General features: G+C 39.1%; 18 protein-coding genes and 1 pseudogene. 5 read left to right on the plus strand and 14 right to left on the minus strand.

Features of this window, described 5'->3' with window-relative positions; translation table 11 throughout:
• Nucleotides 1-3 precede the first annotated feature (3 nt).
• From MPH60_RS10065 to cdaS, 11 genes and pseudogenes are all read right to left on the minus strand, one after another.
• Nucleotides 4-996, minus strand: coding sequence for a thiamine pyrophosphate-dependent dehydrogenase E1 component subunit alpha (locus MPH60_RS10065; RefSeq protein WP_241591712.1), 993 nt, complete (start codon nt 994-996; stop codon nt 4-6).
• A gap of 283 nt (nt 997-1,279) precedes the next feature.
• On the minus strand, nt 1,280-1,843 hold the full coding sequence (locus MPH60_RS10070; RefSeq protein WP_241591714.1) for an NADPH-dependent FMN reductase: 564 nt from the start codon (nt 1,841-1,843) through the stop codon (nt 1,280-1,282).
• Between the two features lie 73 nt (nt 1,844-1,916).
• Nucleotides 1,917-2,240, minus strand: a complete 324-nt coding sequence (locus tag MPH60_RS10075) for an antibiotic biosynthesis monooxygenase family protein (protein WP_241591716.1) — start codon at nt 2,238-2,240, stop codon at nt 1,917-1,919.
• Nucleotides 2,241-2,350: 110 nt separating this feature from the next.
• Nucleotides 2,351-2,944, minus strand: a pseudogene (locus MPH60_RS10080) (TetR/AcrR family transcriptional regulator).
• A gap of 211 nt (nt 2,945-3,155) precedes the next feature.
• On the minus strand, nt 3,156-5,144 hold the full coding sequence (locus tag MPH60_RS10085) for an acetoacetate--CoA ligase (RefSeq protein ID WP_241591718.1): 1,989 nt from the start codon (nt 5,142-5,144) through the stop codon (nt 3,156-3,158).
• A gap of 106 nt (nt 5,145-5,250) precedes the next feature.
• Nucleotides 5,251-6,522: a sensor histidine kinase gene (locus MPH60_RS10090; protein WP_241591720.1), complete on the minus strand. Its 1,272-nt coding sequence runs from the start codon at nt 6,520-6,522 to the stop codon at nt 5,251-5,253.
• A 215-nt stretch (nt 6,523-6,737) separates the two neighbouring features.
• Nucleotides 6,738-7,880, minus strand: coding sequence for an acyl-CoA dehydrogenase family protein (locus tag MPH60_RS10095; RefSeq protein WP_241591722.1), 1,143 nt, complete (start codon nt 7,878-7,880; stop codon nt 6,738-6,740).
• 116 nt (nt 7,881-7,996) lie between these two features.
• Nucleotides 7,997-9,247: a GTPase family protein gene (locus MPH60_RS10100; protein WP_241591725.1), complete on the minus strand. Its 1,251-nt coding sequence runs from the start codon at nt 9,245-9,247 to the stop codon at nt 7,997-7,999.
• 112 nt (nt 9,248-9,359) lie between these two features.
• Nucleotides 9,360-10,112, minus strand: a complete 753-nt coding sequence (locus MPH60_RS27880; RefSeq protein ID WP_241591727.1) for a helix-turn-helix transcriptional regulator — start codon at nt 10,110-10,112, stop codon at nt 9,360-9,362.
• 243 nt (nt 10,113-10,355) lie between these two features.
• Complete coding sequence (gene map / locus MPH60_RS10110; RefSeq protein ID WP_101222117.1) at nt 10,356-11,102, minus strand: type I methionyl aminopeptidase; 747 nt, start codon at nt 11,100-11,102, stop codon at nt 10,356-10,358.
• Between the two features lie 253 nt (nt 11,103-11,355).
• On the minus strand, nt 11,356-11,976 hold the full coding sequence (gene cdaS, locus MPH60_RS10115; RefSeq protein WP_241591729.1) for a sporulation-specific diadenylate cyclase CdaS: 621 nt from the start codon (nt 11,974-11,976) through the stop codon (nt 11,356-11,358).
• 275 nt (nt 11,977-12,251) lie between these two features.
• Between cdaS and MPH60_RS10120 the strand changes: the two genes are divergently transcribed.
• Nucleotides 12,252-12,572 (plus strand): 2Fe-2S iron-sulfur cluster-binding protein, encoded by a 321-nt coding sequence (locus MPH60_RS10120; RefSeq protein WP_241591731.1) that lies wholly within the window; start codon nt 12,252-12,254, stop codon nt 12,570-12,572.
• Between the two features lie 80 nt (nt 12,573-12,652).
• On the opposite strand, the gene MPH60_RS10125 is transcribed toward MPH60_RS10120, so the two are convergent.
• Together MPH60_RS10125 and MPH60_RS10130 are read right to left on the minus strand one after the other, a co-directional pair.
• The gene (locus MPH60_RS10125) at nt 12,653-13,033 is read right to left on the minus strand and encodes a VOC family protein (RefSeq protein WP_241591733.1); all 381 of its coding nucleotides are present in this window, start codon (nt 13,031-13,033) and stop codon (nt 12,653-12,655) included.
• A 187-nt stretch (nt 13,034-13,220) separates the two neighbouring features.
• The gene (locus MPH60_RS10130) at nt 13,221-13,712 is read right to left on the minus strand and encodes a hypothetical protein (RefSeq protein WP_241591735.1); all 492 of its coding nucleotides are present in this window, start codon (nt 13,710-13,712) and stop codon (nt 13,221-13,223) included.
• Between the two features lie 153 nt (nt 13,713-13,865).
• Between MPH60_RS10130 and MPH60_RS10135 the strand changes: the two genes are divergently transcribed.
• The 4 genes from MPH60_RS10135 to MPH60_RS10150 all read left to right on the plus strand — a co-directional run bounded on the left by MPH60_RS10135 (nt 13,866) and on the right by MPH60_RS10150 (nt 16,326).
• Nucleotides 13,866-14,333: a DinB family protein gene (locus MPH60_RS10135; protein ID WP_241591736.1), complete on the plus strand. Its 468-nt coding sequence runs from the start codon at nt 13,866-13,868 to the stop codon at nt 14,331-14,333.
• A gap of 62 nt (nt 14,334-14,395) precedes the next feature.
• Nucleotides 14,396-14,809 carry a VOC family protein gene (locus MPH60_RS10140; protein ID WP_241591739.1) on the plus strand — a complete coding sequence of 138 codons (414 nt, stop codon included), beginning with the start codon at nt 14,396-14,398 and terminating at the stop codon, nt 14,807-14,809.
• Nucleotides 14,810-15,038: 229 nt separating this feature from the next.
• Nucleotides 15,039-15,539 carry a VOC family protein gene (locus MPH60_RS10145; protein ID WP_241591741.1) on the plus strand — a complete coding sequence of 167 codons (501 nt, stop codon included), beginning with the start codon at nt 15,039-15,041 and terminating at the stop codon, nt 15,537-15,539.
• Between the two features lie 235 nt (nt 15,540-15,774).
• Nucleotides 15,775-16,326, plus strand: a complete 552-nt coding sequence (locus MPH60_RS10150) for a DUF402 domain-containing protein (protein WP_241591742.1) — start codon at nt 15,775-15,777, stop codon at nt 16,324-16,326.
• Nucleotides 16,327-16,399: 73 nt separating this feature from the next.
• Here MPH60_RS10150 and MPH60_RS10155 read toward each other — a convergent pair whose 3' ends face one another.
• Nucleotides 16,400-17,047 (minus strand): lysozyme family protein, encoded by a 648-nt coding sequence (locus MPH60_RS10155; RefSeq protein WP_241591744.1) that lies wholly within the window; start codon nt 17,045-17,047, stop codon nt 16,400-16,402.
• Nucleotides 17,048-17,108: the final 61 nt, after the last annotated feature.

A 17,108-nucleotide genomic window follows, 5' to 3' on the forward strand; every position in this document is an offset into this window, starting at 1 on the left:
CATTTAATAGGATACATAAACATCGTTTAATAAATCGGATGCTTCTGGATACGGGCTATCTTCACTGAACTTGACTGCTTGTTTAATAGATTCCTCAACAGCATTCTCAAGAGAAATCAGTTCTTTTTCCGCCAGCAGATTCTGATTCAGCAAGTAATTCCTAAATAGGGCAATCGCATCTTTCTCTTGTTTATGCTCCTTTTTGTCTTGTTCTTTTTTATACTTCTGTGCATCTCCCTCGAAGTGGCCATAATTACGATAAGTAACGCATTCGATCAATGATGGGCCTTCACCCCTGCGTGCCCTCTGAACGGCTTCTTCAGCAGCCTTATACACAGCCAATACATCTTTCCCATCCACCCGGACACCCGGGATATTGTAGCTTATCGCCCGATCGGCTATCGTTTTACAGCTTGAAGCGTAGTTGAAAGGCGTGGCTTCCCCATACCCATTATTTTCAGCGATGAATATAACGGGCAGCTTCCAGATTGCCGCCAGATTTATCCCTTCATGGAATGTTCCATGATTGTTGGCACCATCACCAAAAAAACAAACACTAACATGATCGGTCTTTTTATATTTGGCAGTTAATGCTGCCCCGCATGCGAGCGGAAAGCCTCCACCGACTATCCCGTTTGCACCTAACATCCCTTTATCCAAATCGGCAATATGCATGGAGCCGCCTTTCCCTTTGCAAAGCCCTGTCACCTTCCCATAGATTTCAGCCATCATCCCATTAAGATCGCATTCTTTTGCAATACAATGGCCATGCCCCCTGTGCGTGCTTGTAATGCTGTCCTTTTCGGATAGGTGAGCACATACTCCGACAGCTACCGCTTCTTCCCCAGCATACAAATGAACAAAACCTGGTAAAATCCCTTTTGCAAAAGATTCATGAACCTGGTCTTCGAATTTCCTGATCTCCAGCATTTTTTTGTACATCCAATAAGCCTTGTCCTGTGATAACTTTATTTCATTCGATTGAACCGTTTCCATTTTTCAGCCCCCAATCATTAATAATAAGTCAATTTTATATATTGCAAATGCCGTGCCAAGATGGGAGGTCGGTAAAATTGGGATTTAACTATTTTCAGTCGAAACAAAACGAGACAAAATGAGATTATTGTCTCGTTTTGTCTCGTTTTTTAGTAATATACTATCTCATTCACTTATCACTTAAGTGAAAAGATGGTTTGAATGTGGAAAAAGCCTGTTAAGGAACACCATTTACTTGGTGTTAGTACTAACTAACATATATTTTGTTAAAGAGGGTAAGTCCCTAACTAGTAATCAATAAAGCTTTTCGTAATCTTTTTAAGGCACCGCTCCATGCAATCGTTTGATCTAACATGGCATGGACATTACCAAGGTGTAAATCAGCTGGTTTAAACATTTTGAAGTTTTCAAAGTCTGTAAATAGCGATAATGTTGGATTTACCCGAACGTCCGCAACGGATAATTCCCCTAAGATGCCACGTAAATGTTCGGCTGCACGGGCTCCGCCAGTTGAACCATAGCTCACGATGCCAGCAGCTTTGTTGTTCCATTCATCACGTGCGGAATCAAGTGCGTTTTTTAATGCCCCGGTAATACTATGATTGTATTCTTGTACGATAAACACAAAACCATCCAAGCTAGAAAGTTTTTCTGACCAAGCTAATAATCCACGTTCTTTACCAGTGCCTTCTCCAACAAATGGCAAGTTAAAGTCTGCGATATCGACGATTTCATAATTTGCATCTTCTCGTTTATCAGCTATTTCTTTAACCCAATTTCCTACTTGTGGACTTACGCGTCCTATACGTGTGCTTCCTAAGATAATTCCAATTTTTAATTTTTCCAATGTTTTCTCCTCCTCGTAAAAACTGACTGGCAAATTAATTGTTTTAGAATAAAAACTTCATAATTTGATGGATTTACATATTTTCAATCTCTTCCACTAACGTGTAGTACCCACCTTCTGTATCTTCAATGAGATGGTTTATTTTGTTAAGATGTTCTCTAAATTCACTTTTTTCTAACCAATTTTCATGAAAATCAATACTCTCAAAGGTAGTTACCATCATTGCCTTATTATTATCCACAGAACGATGCCAACGGCTACTGATCCAACCAGGAACACCTTGTGATCCCTTCTTGAAATTGAGTAGTTCTTCAGCTTGGATAGCAACCAATTCATCTAGTTTGCCTGGTTTAGCTGTAAATACATTAATCCATATTATTGGATTACTTGATTTCATATTCATAATCTCCTGTCATTTAACATATTTTTTTCAATTCATTACTAATCGGCATTTCTTTTTATTATTAAAGTTTGTCAGTACTGACTGTCATTGTTTCTAATGAAAAACTAGGGAGTTAAAGCCCTTGTAAATGTTTGTACACTCCCCATTATAAATGCCTCCAGGGACACGGTTGGATAGTTTTCATCGGCATCCAGATTGTTCATAAAGGCGCCAAAATTCATCATCATGAACGACAACGCCTGAAGCTCTGGGTCTGTGTGAATAAGCTTTCCTTTCTCATACATCGTGTTAAAATAGTTTGTCAAGATTTCCAGTAACTGTCGAGGATGCTTTTATGTTTTTTCTCGAAACCCAGGTAAATTGCCTTCCTCCTTGATACTTATCATAATCATTTTCCGGTTACGTTTCATGATTTCATGATTTGTTCGACTGATCAGTTGTAAGTCTGAATGTAAATCCCACTAGATTTGCTCTTCATTAAAAAGTCTTGTCATCTCTTTTGCATAATGATATCGATCAAATGCTGTTTCCAGAAGATTTCGCTTGCTTCCGAACCGACGAAACAGTGTTTTTTCACTCAAACCTGCGGCGGCGGCAATTTCCTGAGTAGTAACACCATTGTACCCCTTCTCTGCGATTAGATCGATTGCCGCCAAAAGCAGCTTATCATCGGTACTTGGCTTATTACTGCTGCTCATGCTCTCGCTTCCTCTGAATAGACTGTCAGTACTTACTGACTATTTATTTTATTCTATTCAGCTGTTTTAAAATTGTCAAGGAAATATTTCCAGCGATACATATTCTTTTTAAGACGGCAGCCGATCCAAATGATAGAACTTAATTGGGGAATTAACAGCCAGCCCATTCAGGAAAACTAATAAAGACGGAGCATTTTGCTCCGCCTGATTGCTAGAATATTTTTTTCTCATTCAACTCTAGAGCTAATTCTTTAAAGAACTCTAGCGATTCTGGATTTCCCATGGAGTCTGCATTCATTACTTTATCAAACTCGAAACCTAATAACAATTTACGTATCGGGACCTCCATTTTCTTTCCGTTCAACGTTTTAGGAATTTGTTCAACGACATGGATTTGGTCAGGGATAAAGCGAGGGGACACATGCCCTCTGATTTGTTCCTTGATTTTTGCCGTCAATGGAGTATCCAGGGATTTACCGGGCTTAAGGACAACGAACAGCAGAAGTGAGGAACCGCGGCCAAGTACTTCCCTATCAATGACAAGGCTTTCCATCACCTCGTCGATCGCTTCGACGACCCGGTAGATATCGCTAGTTCCCATCCGTACACCAGAACGGTTGATGGTCGAATCGGAACGACCATAAATGATACAGCTGCCCTTGTCGTCAATCTTTATCCAATCACCATGTTTCCATATGCCAGGATACGTATCAAAATAACTCTCGTAGTATCTTGACCCGTCATGATCATTCCAGAAGTATAGCGGCATGGACGGCATCGGTTTGGTAATGACCAATTCACCGACTTCATTAATCAATGTTTGACCATGTTCATCAAACGCTTCTGCACAAACACCCAATGCCCTTCCTTGTATCTCTCCGATTCTTACGGGCAATGTTGGAACGCCACCTACAAATCCGGCACAAACATCGGTTCCGCCACTGGATGAACTGAGCCAGATATCCATCTTGACATTCTCATACACCCATTTATAACCGTCGCCAGACAATGGAGCTCCAGTTGAGAAAAGAGCCTTCAGATTCGATAAATCATATTTTCCGATTGGCTTGTTTCCTAACTTCATGGAATTCGTAAGGAATGGTGCACTTGTACCAAAGAAAGTCATGCCTGTATCTTCAGCCAATTCCCAAAGGGCATCCATATTCGGAAAAGAAGGACTGCCGTCATAAAGGACGATGGTTCCTTCATTAAGCAAACCGCCCATAAGGAGATTCCACATCATCCAGCCTGTAGTCGTAAACCAGAAAACAGTATCCTCGGAAGTCATGCCTTGATGGATTCTTGTTGATTTTAAATGCTCCAATAATATACCGCCATGCCCTTGTACAATTGGTTTTGGCATTCCGGTTGTGCCTGATGAATAGAGAATCCAAAGCGGATGATCGAACGGAAGATGTTCAAAAGATAATTCTGCCTTTTCTTTTAAAAGGTCCTCCCAAGGAATCGTATCTGCCAGATTCACTTCCAAAATCTTTTTTTCTATGTAAGGAACCAGCACGGTATGCTTTACAGTGACCAATTCCTGTTTAAGCTGGGAGACGACTGGTGTTTTATCATATACATTTCCATTGTACTGATATCCATCAACCGCCAGTAATACAACCGGTTCAATCTGTTTGAAACGATCTATGACGCTTCTTGCGCCAAAGTCAGGTGAACAACTGGACCAGATGGCACCTATGCTTGCTGTTGCCAAGAAAGCTATGACAGCTTCAGGAATGTTTGGCATATAGGCAACAACACGGTCACCGGATTTCACACCAAGCTCCCTTAATGAATGGGCGACAGAAGCTACTTTTTCTTTCAGCTCCTTCCAGCTGACTTCCTGTTGCCTGATATGTTCGGAACGAAAAAAAATCGCCGTTTTCTCTTCTTGCTCATTCCATAATGCATTTTCAGCATAATTAAGCCTTGCCCCCTCGAACCATTTCGCACCTGGCATGGATTGCTCCGCTAAAACCCTGTCATATTTCCTGGCTGCTTTTACATCACAATAATCCCAAATTGAAGCCCAAAATTCCTCCAGTTCATCTACCGACCATTTCCATAATTCATGATAATCATGAAATGTTAAACCTTTCTTTTCTTTTAACCATTTCACATATTGAGTCAATACCGTTTGCTCGATTTGTTCCTTTGTCGGTTCCCAAATGATTTGTCCATCTGTAAGCGATTTCATACAATCATCTCCCTTAGGTATCAAATGCGTCAATGAATCATTTCATAATATTGGTAGTTTACTTAAATTGTAATCTATGAGTGTAAAACCGTCAATTTACACTAAACTAAATAGGCTCGTATTTATGTATGGGCAGGTTAATAGAGAAACATGTCCCTTTCCCTTGTACACTTGACACATGTACCGTTCCTTCCATGCTTTTGATAACGCTATATGAAACCATCATGCCTAATCCCGTCCCTTTATTTTTTGTCGTGAAGTATGGCTCACCTAAACGGTATATCTGTTCCTGTGTCATTCCAATTCCCTGATCTTGGATCTTAATTTGAATGGTGGAGGCAGTACGAATTAAATCTATGTATATTTCTCCAGCATGTTCCATCGATTCTATCCCATTCTTTAAGATATTGAACAAGCACTGCTGGAATTTCTTTCTTTCCCCCATGATATAATAAGCTCCATCTTCGAATAAGGATAATTTCAATTCTGTTCCATTATTGCTAGCCAAGGGTTTTATGCTGTTCACGACATGCTGCATTTCTTCTGATACCCTTAATCGCTCCGTGTTTTCAGGGCTTATGGCAGCAAACGTTAAATAATCATTAATGACATCCGTGGCCCGATCCAATTCCTTCAGTGCAATATTTGCATATTTGACCTTTGTATGGGAAGAGACGTCTTCGCTTAACATTTGAATATATCCCCTGGTAACGGTAAGGGGATTTCTGACTTCATGAGATATGCTTGCAGCCAGATGACTAACGATCTGTAATTTTTCCGCTTTCACTAATTTTTCGAGAACCTGAAAATTAGTGAGGATGACTTCCCATAGTAAGATCACAACAACGATTCCAATGACTTGGATCGTGAAGTATTGTTTCCATAAGCTTATGCCAATAGTAAGGTCAAATACGACTGTTGAAATAAATTGCGTAAGAATATGGACAATGAATATTAATGATATACCAATAAGGATTTTTTTAATGACAGACATTTTTAGATAGTACTTAGATATAAAAAACAGGGAAATTCCCATTAGTGGAAAAGTGATGCATGATATATAAAATCCATTGTCACCCCCTGATAAATAGCGGATAACAAGAGTGATGACGATCAATATGATTCCTAACCGGTAGCCTCCATATAAACCGCCTAATAGAAAAGGGATCCATCTAAGATCCCAAACAAAATCCTCTTCTATAACAACGGGAAATAACATGCATAGAACAAGTGAAAGAATAGGGAAAATCGATAGGAAGGATCCTTTTAATGCATCTAAACGGTATACGTACTTCACTAGATAGCTCATTTGCAATAAAAAGATCGGAAAAAGGATAATTAAAAAGTTAATCAGTAAATCTTTTGTCATAAGATTCATTTTTACACCGAACTTTCGATATTTTTCGAAGATTTAGACAGGTATATCAATCATAACAAGATAGAGAATGATAAGCTAGTGAAATTAATATGAGGGACAAAAAAAGAGGCTGCTTGAGTGACCAACAAAGAAAGCGGAGGATTCACGGCTTGAACAAGAACAGAAAAAAACACTGAAAACTACGAAGTCATTTCAGTGTTTTTTCGAATGCGAACTTAATAAAGAGCGGATTTTGCGAGCAGCGTTATAGTCGCATCATCCATCGGAGGATTATGGAGACCTGCGCGTACATCTCTGTAGTAGCGTTGAAGAGGATTGTTTCGTTGTAAGCTTTTGGCTCCGACGACCCTCATCGCTTTATCGACGATGGAAATCGATTTGTTGACGACCGATAACTTTACAGCCCCCAATTGCTTCGATAATTCCTCATGATCTTCAGGCTGCCGCACCCATTTTTCTGCGACAGAGTAGAGGAAATGGTGTGCTTCGCCCAATTCCAATTCCATCTCCCCAATTGTACGTTGAACATTCGGAAGGTCCCTGATTGGTCCTGGTAAGCTATTGGGAGAATAGGTTTTCGCAAATTCGACTGCGTAATTTCTGGCAGCCACTGCAATTCCCAAGTAGCAAGCAGGTATATGTAATAGCCACGATTCAGGTTTTCTTTTTTCACCAGGATTGCTTTTCATGACATAATACTTTTCAGGCAGGCTGACCTCAGTTAACACCAAATCATGACTTCCTGTTCCCTGCATGGAGATCATATCCCAAGTTTCTTCTATACTTACACCCGTTACATCACGATGAACTAAAAAAGTGCCTAAACACTCATCCTCGGGTACCCATGCCGTTACAAGAAAAATATCAAGGATGGGAGAGAGTGTAGTGAAAGTCTTTCTGCCATTCAAATTCCATTGTTTACCCTTTTTGATAGCGATCGTTTCCGGTCGGCCTCCGCGAGTCGGGCTTCCCGTTCCAGCCTCAGATGCTGCCGTATTGATAAGAGCGCCTTTCGACACTTCATCAAATAACTCTTTCATGACTTCTTTTTCCCACGGTCTCTTCTCCGTTAAGGAGAGGACGGTTCCGACATGCCAGCCTATTCCTAAGGCTGTTGGGCCGCAATATTGAGCTATTTTTTCTTGGCATAGGAGAAAATCATATAAGGAGCCTCCGTACCCTCCATCCTCTTTTGTTAACGTTAATTGAGGATATCCGAATTCCTTTAACACCTGAATGTTTTCAAAAGGAAATCCCTTTGACTCATCAAGAGCTTCAGATCGGCCGGAAAAGGACTGAATCGCTGCCTCTAATTTTTTTATATATTCTTTTTGCTTCTGTGATTGAAAAAACGACATGAAGATCACCCCTCCTGTAGTAAACAAAAATCCTGAACCATCCAGCAGCAGAAACAGAACTGCTAACTCCCCTTTATCATATCACCTTACTGTAGTTTATGGTTCGAATCTGCCTATTAAGAGTCGATGTCTTCATTTTTATATTCTTTGTTCGCGTTCTTGTATGCTTCCTTCGCCTGATCAATATTTTTGTTTTCGAGAAAGTAAGCGATCGCTGCTTGCCCGATTCCATATGTGACTGCGCCCGCTACCGCGCCCGAAACGGCTAGCCCGGCTCCTGGGATGAAACGGACAGCAGCCCTGACACCTTCCCTGACAAGGAGACCGATTCCGACATTGATCCCTAGTGCTGCAATGAATTCACTTGCCGTTTTTGTATTGATTTCTTTATCCGCGATAAAACCAATCACCACAATCATCAAACCTTGAATGCCGGTCAAAATGGGAAAATCGGCAAAAGGTATTGGCTCTGCTCCGATTAAACCTGCGATTGCCGTAAACGTTCCGACTATCGTCCGTGCGAATTTCTTCTTTACGAATTGACTCTGCATCGCTTTGGCTGTCTTCAGCTTCGCTTCACTGGGTAAGGCCTCAATCAAGTAATCAGAAAGCAAATCTATGTTCCAACGCATATCATATTCAATATTCCCGCTTTCATCAAAATCAATATAAGAACAAGTAGGAATGATGTTCAAAAGTGGTATTTCACTCTCTATAAATCGTTTTGACATCAAAGCGATGGCTTCATCAATATTTTGCTTTTTCTTAGGATTGGCATCAAAAGGTACTTGCTTATAATGTGGCGGATCTAATTCATCCACTTGGGTGACCACACAGATGACGGGTACATCATAATGGTGATTCTCTTTAACGATCTTGCGCAGCTTCTTCAATTCTTGTAAATCTTCTTCGATCCGGGAATCCGTTTCTTTTGCTTTAATCAAGAAAAGAAACACATCAGGCTGTTCTTCGGTTACCGCTTTTATCAATTCATCCAATGGTGTTTCTTCTTCGAACTCTTCCGTAGGAGCTTCACTCTCACCCAGCCCGCGGGAGTCCAGCAAACGGATTTTGGGCTCGGCATCACTCGGGTACCATAGCCATTTTCCCTTACCCGTTCCGGATTTAACGGAACTGACATATTGCCGTTCCTGACCAAACATCGCATTGATCAGTGATGATTTTCCAGAACCTCGCCTTCCGACAAGTGCAATTCGTGGTTCCCTTGCATCAACTGTCATCGTTTTAAGCTTTAAGAGCTGGTCGAGCATTTTGTTCTTTTTCGATTGTGAAATGGGGAGCTTATCTACCTGGCCTTTAATGAAACTGAATATGCTTCCCATTTCATCGTGTTTTCCCACCATCATTCATTCCCCCTTGTTAAGAAGTGTTTTAAGTAACATTTACCCTTGAACGATTCAATTTAAGCATGTAACTTCATTCTCCTTGCAAATTAAGGGGACCATTTCTTTTATTCATTTAACTCTTTTCTTTTAAGAACATAATGACACTGGCCATGTATTTTTGGATTTCCTGGACTTGAAAGGCGGCAGAATCCGCAATCTGTTTGTAATGATGCTGTCCTTCATCGGTGATTCGTAAATAGCGTTTAGTTCGTTTTTCACTTTCCCACCTGCCGACGAGAAGCCCGTTCTCTTCCATTTCATGAGATAAATCGTATAAATAACCGTTAGAAGCGATCCAACCGAATTGATTTTTAAGCAGATCGCCAATTTCCCCCATGTAAATGGGCTTTTTAGTGAAAGCTGCTTTTAAGGTTATATAACGGACAAGATCCTTCACCGATATTATTTTCGAGAAATACGACCTGTATTCTTCTGGAAGCTCATTAACAACCGGTGGGTTTTCACCAGATCCCCTTAAATCGAACATGAAGCGATCAATGACCTTTTTCACTTCGGAAAACCGTTCCAGGAAATTTTCTTGGTACCATATGTAAAGCTCTTTGCCTTTTTCCGTTATTTGATAATAATTTCTTCCCTTACTCGTATATAAGGATAAATGATTGGAATCTACTAGCGTATTGGATATTTTACATAAGTAGTCATAGCTATGCACATTTCCAGTGAACGTATTTTTCAGGTCCTGATGAATCGCCCTTGGATAATTCGCTTTTATCCTCAAAGAGTGAAGTAAGAAAATCGTTAAAAATTCCCGCTGGCTCAACCCAACCGTTTCAACCGTTGCAGACAGTTTCTCCCCTTTCTTCACTGTCAAAACCCCCTTTATATACTGGTTATATAACACATCATTAAATATTTCTTCCTTCCCCTTATTATCCTGTGCTGCCACATAATAGTAAAGTTTTTAATGCCTGAATGCCTAGTACTAATTTTTCGGATTCGATCTATTGTGGGATGGAATGAATTCTGAATATTCTGTCGAGGTTTATTATGAAATAGTTGTAATTCAAAAGAAGAAACGGCCCATGATTAGGCCGTTTCTTCTTTTGGTTTACTGTTCCGTTAAAATGATCGGTTCACCTTTTGTAATGACAAGGGTATGTTCATATTGCGCGGAAAGCTTTCCATCTGCCGTTCTAGCCGTCCAGCCGTCTTGGTCCATTTTCATATGCCATGTTCCTGCATTCAGCATTGGCTCAATCGTGATGACCATACCTTCTTTTAGACGGGCACCTTTACCTGGCTTACCATAATGTAGGACGGTTGGGTCCTCGTGCATGGTTTTACCGATTCCGTGACCTGTAAAATCGCGGACAACAGAAAACTTTTCACCTTCTGCATATGACTGGATTGCATGCCCGATGTCCCCGAGTCGATTTCCTGCCCGTGCAACTTCGATGCCCCTGTATAAAGCATTCTTGGTTACATCCATTAAACGCTGAGCTTCATCTGAAACTTCACCGACCGCATATGTCCAAGCGGAATCAGCCAAACCGCCGTTAAGGTTCACCACCATATCAATCGTAACGATGTCTCCCTCTTTTAAGGCTTTCTTTTGCGGAAAGCCGTGACAAATTACATCATTCACGGACGCGCACGTTGCATATTTGTAGCCATTATAGCCCTTTTGTTCAGGTGTAGCTCCATGCTCTGCCAAGTACTTATCGACAAATTCTTCGATTTCCCAAGTCGTGATGCCCGGTTTTATCATTTTTGCAATTTCTCTATGGGTCGCAGCAAGAAGTTTGCCCGCTTCATGCATCAAATTTATTTCTCGTTCACTTTTAATGGTTATCATTTAAAATCCTCTTTCGTTTTATAACTTTTCTGATTGAGACTCCCTGTTTATCATATGCCTTTTTTTATATAAAAAGCAACCAAAAACCCGGTAAAAATCACCGGGTTAATTAATTCATGACCTTTTTTATACCTGTAATTCCGAGAAAAATAAAAAATGGAAGCTAGCGTTTACGTTTTTTACACAATTGAATGTTCTAGGTGAGAATTTTTAGAATTTATAATCACGATTGGACTTAATTGTCTCAAAAATTTTATATAGGCCCATGTGTATTAATCGGGTACAGATTTCCGTCTAACGCAAATGAAACTCTTCCTGTTTCTTCGGATACTACCAATACCAGGGCATCACTTCGTTCAGATAAACCTAATGCAGAGCGGTGGCGTGTTCCAAGTTTTTTTCCCCCTGTTGATCTGTCTGAAAGCGGAAGGACATTTGCTGCGGAAACAATCTGATTTTTATTAACCAAAACGGCACCATCATGCAGTGGATTTCCAGGAAAAAAAATTGATTCCAATAAAGAATGGGTTAACTCCGCTCCTATTGAAATACCGGGTTGAATCAATGAATCAATAGGGTTACCTCGTTGAATCACAATCAAGCCGCCATGTCTCAAATTCGACAAATTTTGTACGCAAGTTGATAACTCGGGATATTTGTCCGTAAACGGTGACAAATAACAGTTCAAATAAAATGTAGCTGCTTTCATATCGATGTATATAAATTTATCCTTTATTTTCTCGAAATTTCCAAGAAGACAATAATTTTCATCCCCCATTGCTTCTAAGTTATCCTGTAATGCTGATATTACTTGTCGTAAATCCTCTTTTAACCTTTGTTTCATTGGTGAAAAATCACAATTGCCATTATTCACAGGCATGCACCTCCCCTTTACTATTTCACTCTCTTTTTTTCAAGTAATCTTAATTGACCTCTAAAAGGCCAATCATATTTTTCCTAGCTCCATTTATGCCTCGTTAAATTTATAATGATGAATGTACTTAAAGTTTGTCTTCACGATAATTAATTATTCATCTTTACTATCCATTCAATAATGACTTCACATTTTTTTATGTCATATGGACAAGGTAAAAGAATAGATATGTTAATGACCTGTTGAAAGATATTCTATATAAGAGGTGGTATTAGATGCCTTATGTAACCGTATTTGATCAAGGAACGTTTGAAGTAGAAATGGGAAAAAAATTAGTATTAGCATTGGAAGATAACGGTATAAATATTCTTCACCGATGCGGCGGGAAGGCTAAATGTACAACTTGCAGAGTTGAAATATTGGCAGGTGATTTTTTGGAGGTCACACATAAAGAAAAAGAGGTCTTTGAGGAAAAAGGAATGGAAGATCATTTACGTTTATCTTGTCAAATTTACGTGAATGGAGACATAACCCTTCGGCCGATCAAGACGGTAGAAAACTCTGGTATTCCTGCTGGGCCAAGGCCTGCTGACTGAATGGTTTCATAAGTGTCACAGTTTAATCAAAAAACATCAAAACGATTGTTTTGATGTTTTTTAATCTTTAACCAAAGGAATTACTTCTTTTCCATGACCGCAAAGTAATTATCTTCATTATCAGCAAAATTGAAGACTCTTCCAGAAGGCATATTTACAAGTTCCCCCACTTTGATATTCTTCTCTGAAAAGTCTTTATATAATTCATCAAGATTATCTGAGTAAAACATTAACGAAGGTGTATTAAGATTTAATTCAGGCTGCATTTTAGCAATGAATTCCTTATTATGCAGGATGATACTCGTTTCTGCTTCCTTTATTGGGGCTATTTCAATCCATCTTAGCCCTTGGCCATTATCTTCTTCAGAAATTACGCTAAAACCGAATTTTTCCGTCCAAAATTTCAATGACTCGTCTTGGTTATTTACATATAACATAATTTGACCGACTTTATTAATCATTTGCATCTCTTCCTTTCTGCTGGTTCCGTTATTAATTGAATCATTTATGTATAAGCGTCATGTTGGTTGGAAATATATAACTGATTAAAGCGTAATATAAATACAAGATTTAATCAATATTTACCAAAATTGATTTTTAGGGAGGTTTTTGAAACCTGAACATTGGCTTAAGAAAAGCAGTTATCTCTTACGAATTTTGCTTAATTGTTTCTTCTACATATTCCAAAAAATCTGTATATGTCGACTTCCCTTCCAGATATTGCGCTACCACAGTTAATGGAACTATAACTTTATCTCCCTTTTTGGAGTAAAGAACCGTGTCTGTTTTAATGCCCCTATGCACCCCGTCAAGTGCAGAAGAAAAATGATATACAGAATCATATTCATACCATTTAAAATCTTGATTTATATACCTTTTGATAGTTTCTCCAATATAGGCACCTATTCTTATCACAAAATTATCAAAATGATTCTTTAAAAGGTCACTACCCATTTGAGTAGTACATAATCTTTTCGTATAAGCATCTATATAGCGAATGCTTTCAATAGTAAAATCTAAATTTCTCTTTGTTAGATTCTCTTGATCCCAAGTATCTTTTGATACATCCTGATACATTAATTTCGCCATGCTTTTTAAATCGTTTTTTATTAATTTTGTTCTATTTAAGGAACCGAACATATGACATTTCCCCTTTATTAATTATCTAAGTGTTAATTATAAGTCTACACCGGTAGATAAAAAAAGCTATGCAATTTTTATTTACAGAAATTCGCAGGACTTTTCTATTTTTCACAGAACTTCTATACAGAGTATTTCTCAAAGGAGAGTGAAATGGTGGTTCTATCGAAAGAGGGTTTGTTAAATATATTGGAAGGCAACAGGAGCTTGACGTTGCGGGTAGTTGAGGCTTTCCCTGAAGAGGAATTATTTCATTATACACCGGCCGGGAAGCTTCGCCCTTTCGCAGAGATGGTTAAAGAAATCATGAACATTGAAACTGCATATATGCGTGGAATTGCAATGGGTGTTTGGGAGTTTCCAGATTCGTTTGCCGGAATTTCTACCAAAGAAGAACTTGTATCTGCATGCGAAGCAATAAGGGATGATACACGGAAACTGTGGGAGGAAATGACAGAGGAAACGCTTGGAGTGGTTGAAAAGGATCCTTTTTTCGGTCCCTCACAAAGCCACTTTGATAGACTTCAATATGCCTTGGAAAATGAGATCCACCATAGGGGACAGGGTTATATCTATCTTAGAACACTCGGGATTGAACCGCCGGAATTTTTCGTAAGGTAATTATGCATTCTGTAATAAATTTGGAGCAATGAATAAGAAATAAGAAAATAGGAGTGAGATAGATGTCAGTTGATGCATATCTTAATTTTAATGGGAATTGCCGACAAGCAGTAGAGTTCTACGCAGAGGTTTTTGGAACGGAACAACCAAATATCATGACCTTTGGGGAAACACCGCCTAATCCGGAATTTACCCTTCCAGAAGAAGCGAAAGATTTAGTCATGCATACAAGGCTAAATATTAATGGAAGCAATATCATGTTTTCAGATACTTTTCCTGGTATGCCTTTTGTTGAAGGAAACAATATCAGCTTGGCTTATGTCAGTAATGATTTGGATGAAATTAAATCGATTTTTAACAAACTAAGTGAAGGCGGCACGGTTGGAGTAGAGCTCCAAGAAACATTCTGGAGCAAAATTTACGGTCAGTTAACCGATAAATTCGGAATCAATTGGCAATTTAACTTCGAGAGCTGAGAAATCGAATTGGATATAGGACTTTTCACTGGTGAAGAGTCCCTATATCCTTTTGTATTTCATCGTAAGGCAAGGATATTGTAACGAGCATAGGATTAAGGATATTAGTTAAATGATGGGTTAGAATACACTAACCCTTACATAATTTTCTTGGGTCTTGAAAAATGGTATATAGTAATAGGGTACCGTTTTCCTGGCTAACATGAAAAACAATAAAGGAGAAAAAAATATGAAAAATAAAATCCAAAAAATTACAACCAACTTGTGGTTTGATATACAAGCTGAAGAGGCGGCGAATTTCTACACTTCCATATTCGAAAATTCTAAGATCGGAAGAATCACTCGCTATGGAAATGCTGGAAATCAAATCCATGGGAAGCCAGAGGGATCAGTGATGACCGTGGAGTTTGAACTGGACGGACAAGCATTCGTAGCATTAAATGGCGGTCCGCAATTCAAATTCACCGAGGCAATTTCATTTATCATCAATTGCGAGGATCAAGAAGATGTGGATTATTATTGGGAAAAACTCTCCGAAGGCGGAGATGAAAAGGCGCAAGTGTGCGGTTGGCTGAAAGATCGATTTGGTGTGTCATGGCAAATTGTTCCTGAAGATCTAACCGAGATGGTAAACGACTCCACCCCTGAAAAATCGGAAAGAGTAATGAAAGCGCTGCTCCAAATGAAGAAAATTGACATTAAAACTTTAAAGCAGGCGTATATAGGATAGGTTCCTAAGGAACATCAATCTAGTAAGTTGTATTCATTCCTGAAAAGTATCCGATTTTGAAGTAACTAAAGCCTAGTTTCTCGGTATTGCAGGTGTGAAATTAGGTTTTGTTATTTGAATTTCCTGAAAGTTGTAAATCCGCATCATCCTAGCGATACCCCTATTAGAAAGGATAAACTTTCTTAAGTATACTATCATAAATGATCTAGATCGTTTTAAGGGAGAAATATAAACAATGGACAATATATTTAGAACAGCACGACAACATGGCGATGAAATCATAGAAAGAAAAATCCGCTACGACTCCCTAGTTGTAGAACATAACTGTTTGCTGTTAAACGGACAAAAGCAACATGTCGTGCTTTTTCATGAAATCATGGATTCGTTCACGATGAAAGCCGGTCCTATAAAATTAACCATTCCTATAGGCAGTTATACGATTGCTTATTATTGGAAAGACCGTCCTTATAATTTATACATTTGGAGAGATAACGATGGAAACTATTTAGGATCCTATTTTAATATTGTAAGAAATACATATATGGCGGATAGGTTGGTATCCTTTGAGGATTTGATCATTGATATCTTGGTGTTTCCGGGTGGGGCACATTTTATTTTAGACGAGGAAGAGCTACCTGTGCCATTAGAGCAATTTGAGAGTGGTTCTGTTAAACAAGCTCTAATCTCTTTACTTGATTCCATTGATATTATTCTTTCACAAACCCTTTCAGAATCAGATAAGCTCTATAAACATAAAGACCTCTTTCCATTGCTGATCAGCAAATGACTTTAACTTGGATTCTTTACACTCGACTACATGAACAAAAAGCCTACTTCATTAGTAGGCTTTTTGTTCTCCCTCATTCACCATCAGCTTGAGCCGATATACTGTCGGCAAGCGCCTCAATGTTCTTAGATACCTTCGCACTGTATGAGTAGTCACCGTAGCAATAGGGGTATCGAAAATTATCTTTGTCACCGCCGCAATCATAGAGCGTGGGGTTTTTTTCAACCTGAAGCATGGAGAACTTCTTTGCAAGCTCTTCATTATGCTTGCCCCCTTCATTCGCAACGAAATCAATATAACCAATTCCCATGTTATATGCTTGAAGGATCGTGGCAAAATCCACGCCCTTTTCATTGCCGTATTCATTGATCCTCTTAAAATGTTTCACTCCATACTTAATGCTTTCCGTTGGATCTGTAATTGTATTTGGATCAAGGCCCGCTGACTCAGATGCCTGCATTGGGTCACCGCCCCGTCCGCGGCTTTCCTGCTGCATCAAAGCAATCAATGTCGAAGTATGCTCCTCAAGTCCGTATTTAGCCAACTCGTCTTGCAGAAGTGAACTATACTTTTTCACGTTCGCAAAAGAATCGAGCGTATTTACTGATGTGGTAACATTTTCGGAATAGGGGGTTTGCATGATCTCCTTAATGAGCAAAAATACAAAAATCAGGATGAAAATGGTAAAAACTTTCTTTGATTTCTTACGTTTCTTCTTCACATTCTCTCTCCGTTATCTCAGTTAATATATTTATATCTTAACAAATTAAAAGAGTAATAAC

The sequence above is a fragment of the Peribacillus sp. Aquil_B1 genome, from assembly GCF_022603275.1.
Taxonomy (GTDB): Bacteria; Bacillota; Bacilli; order Bacillales; family DSM-1321; genus Peribacillus.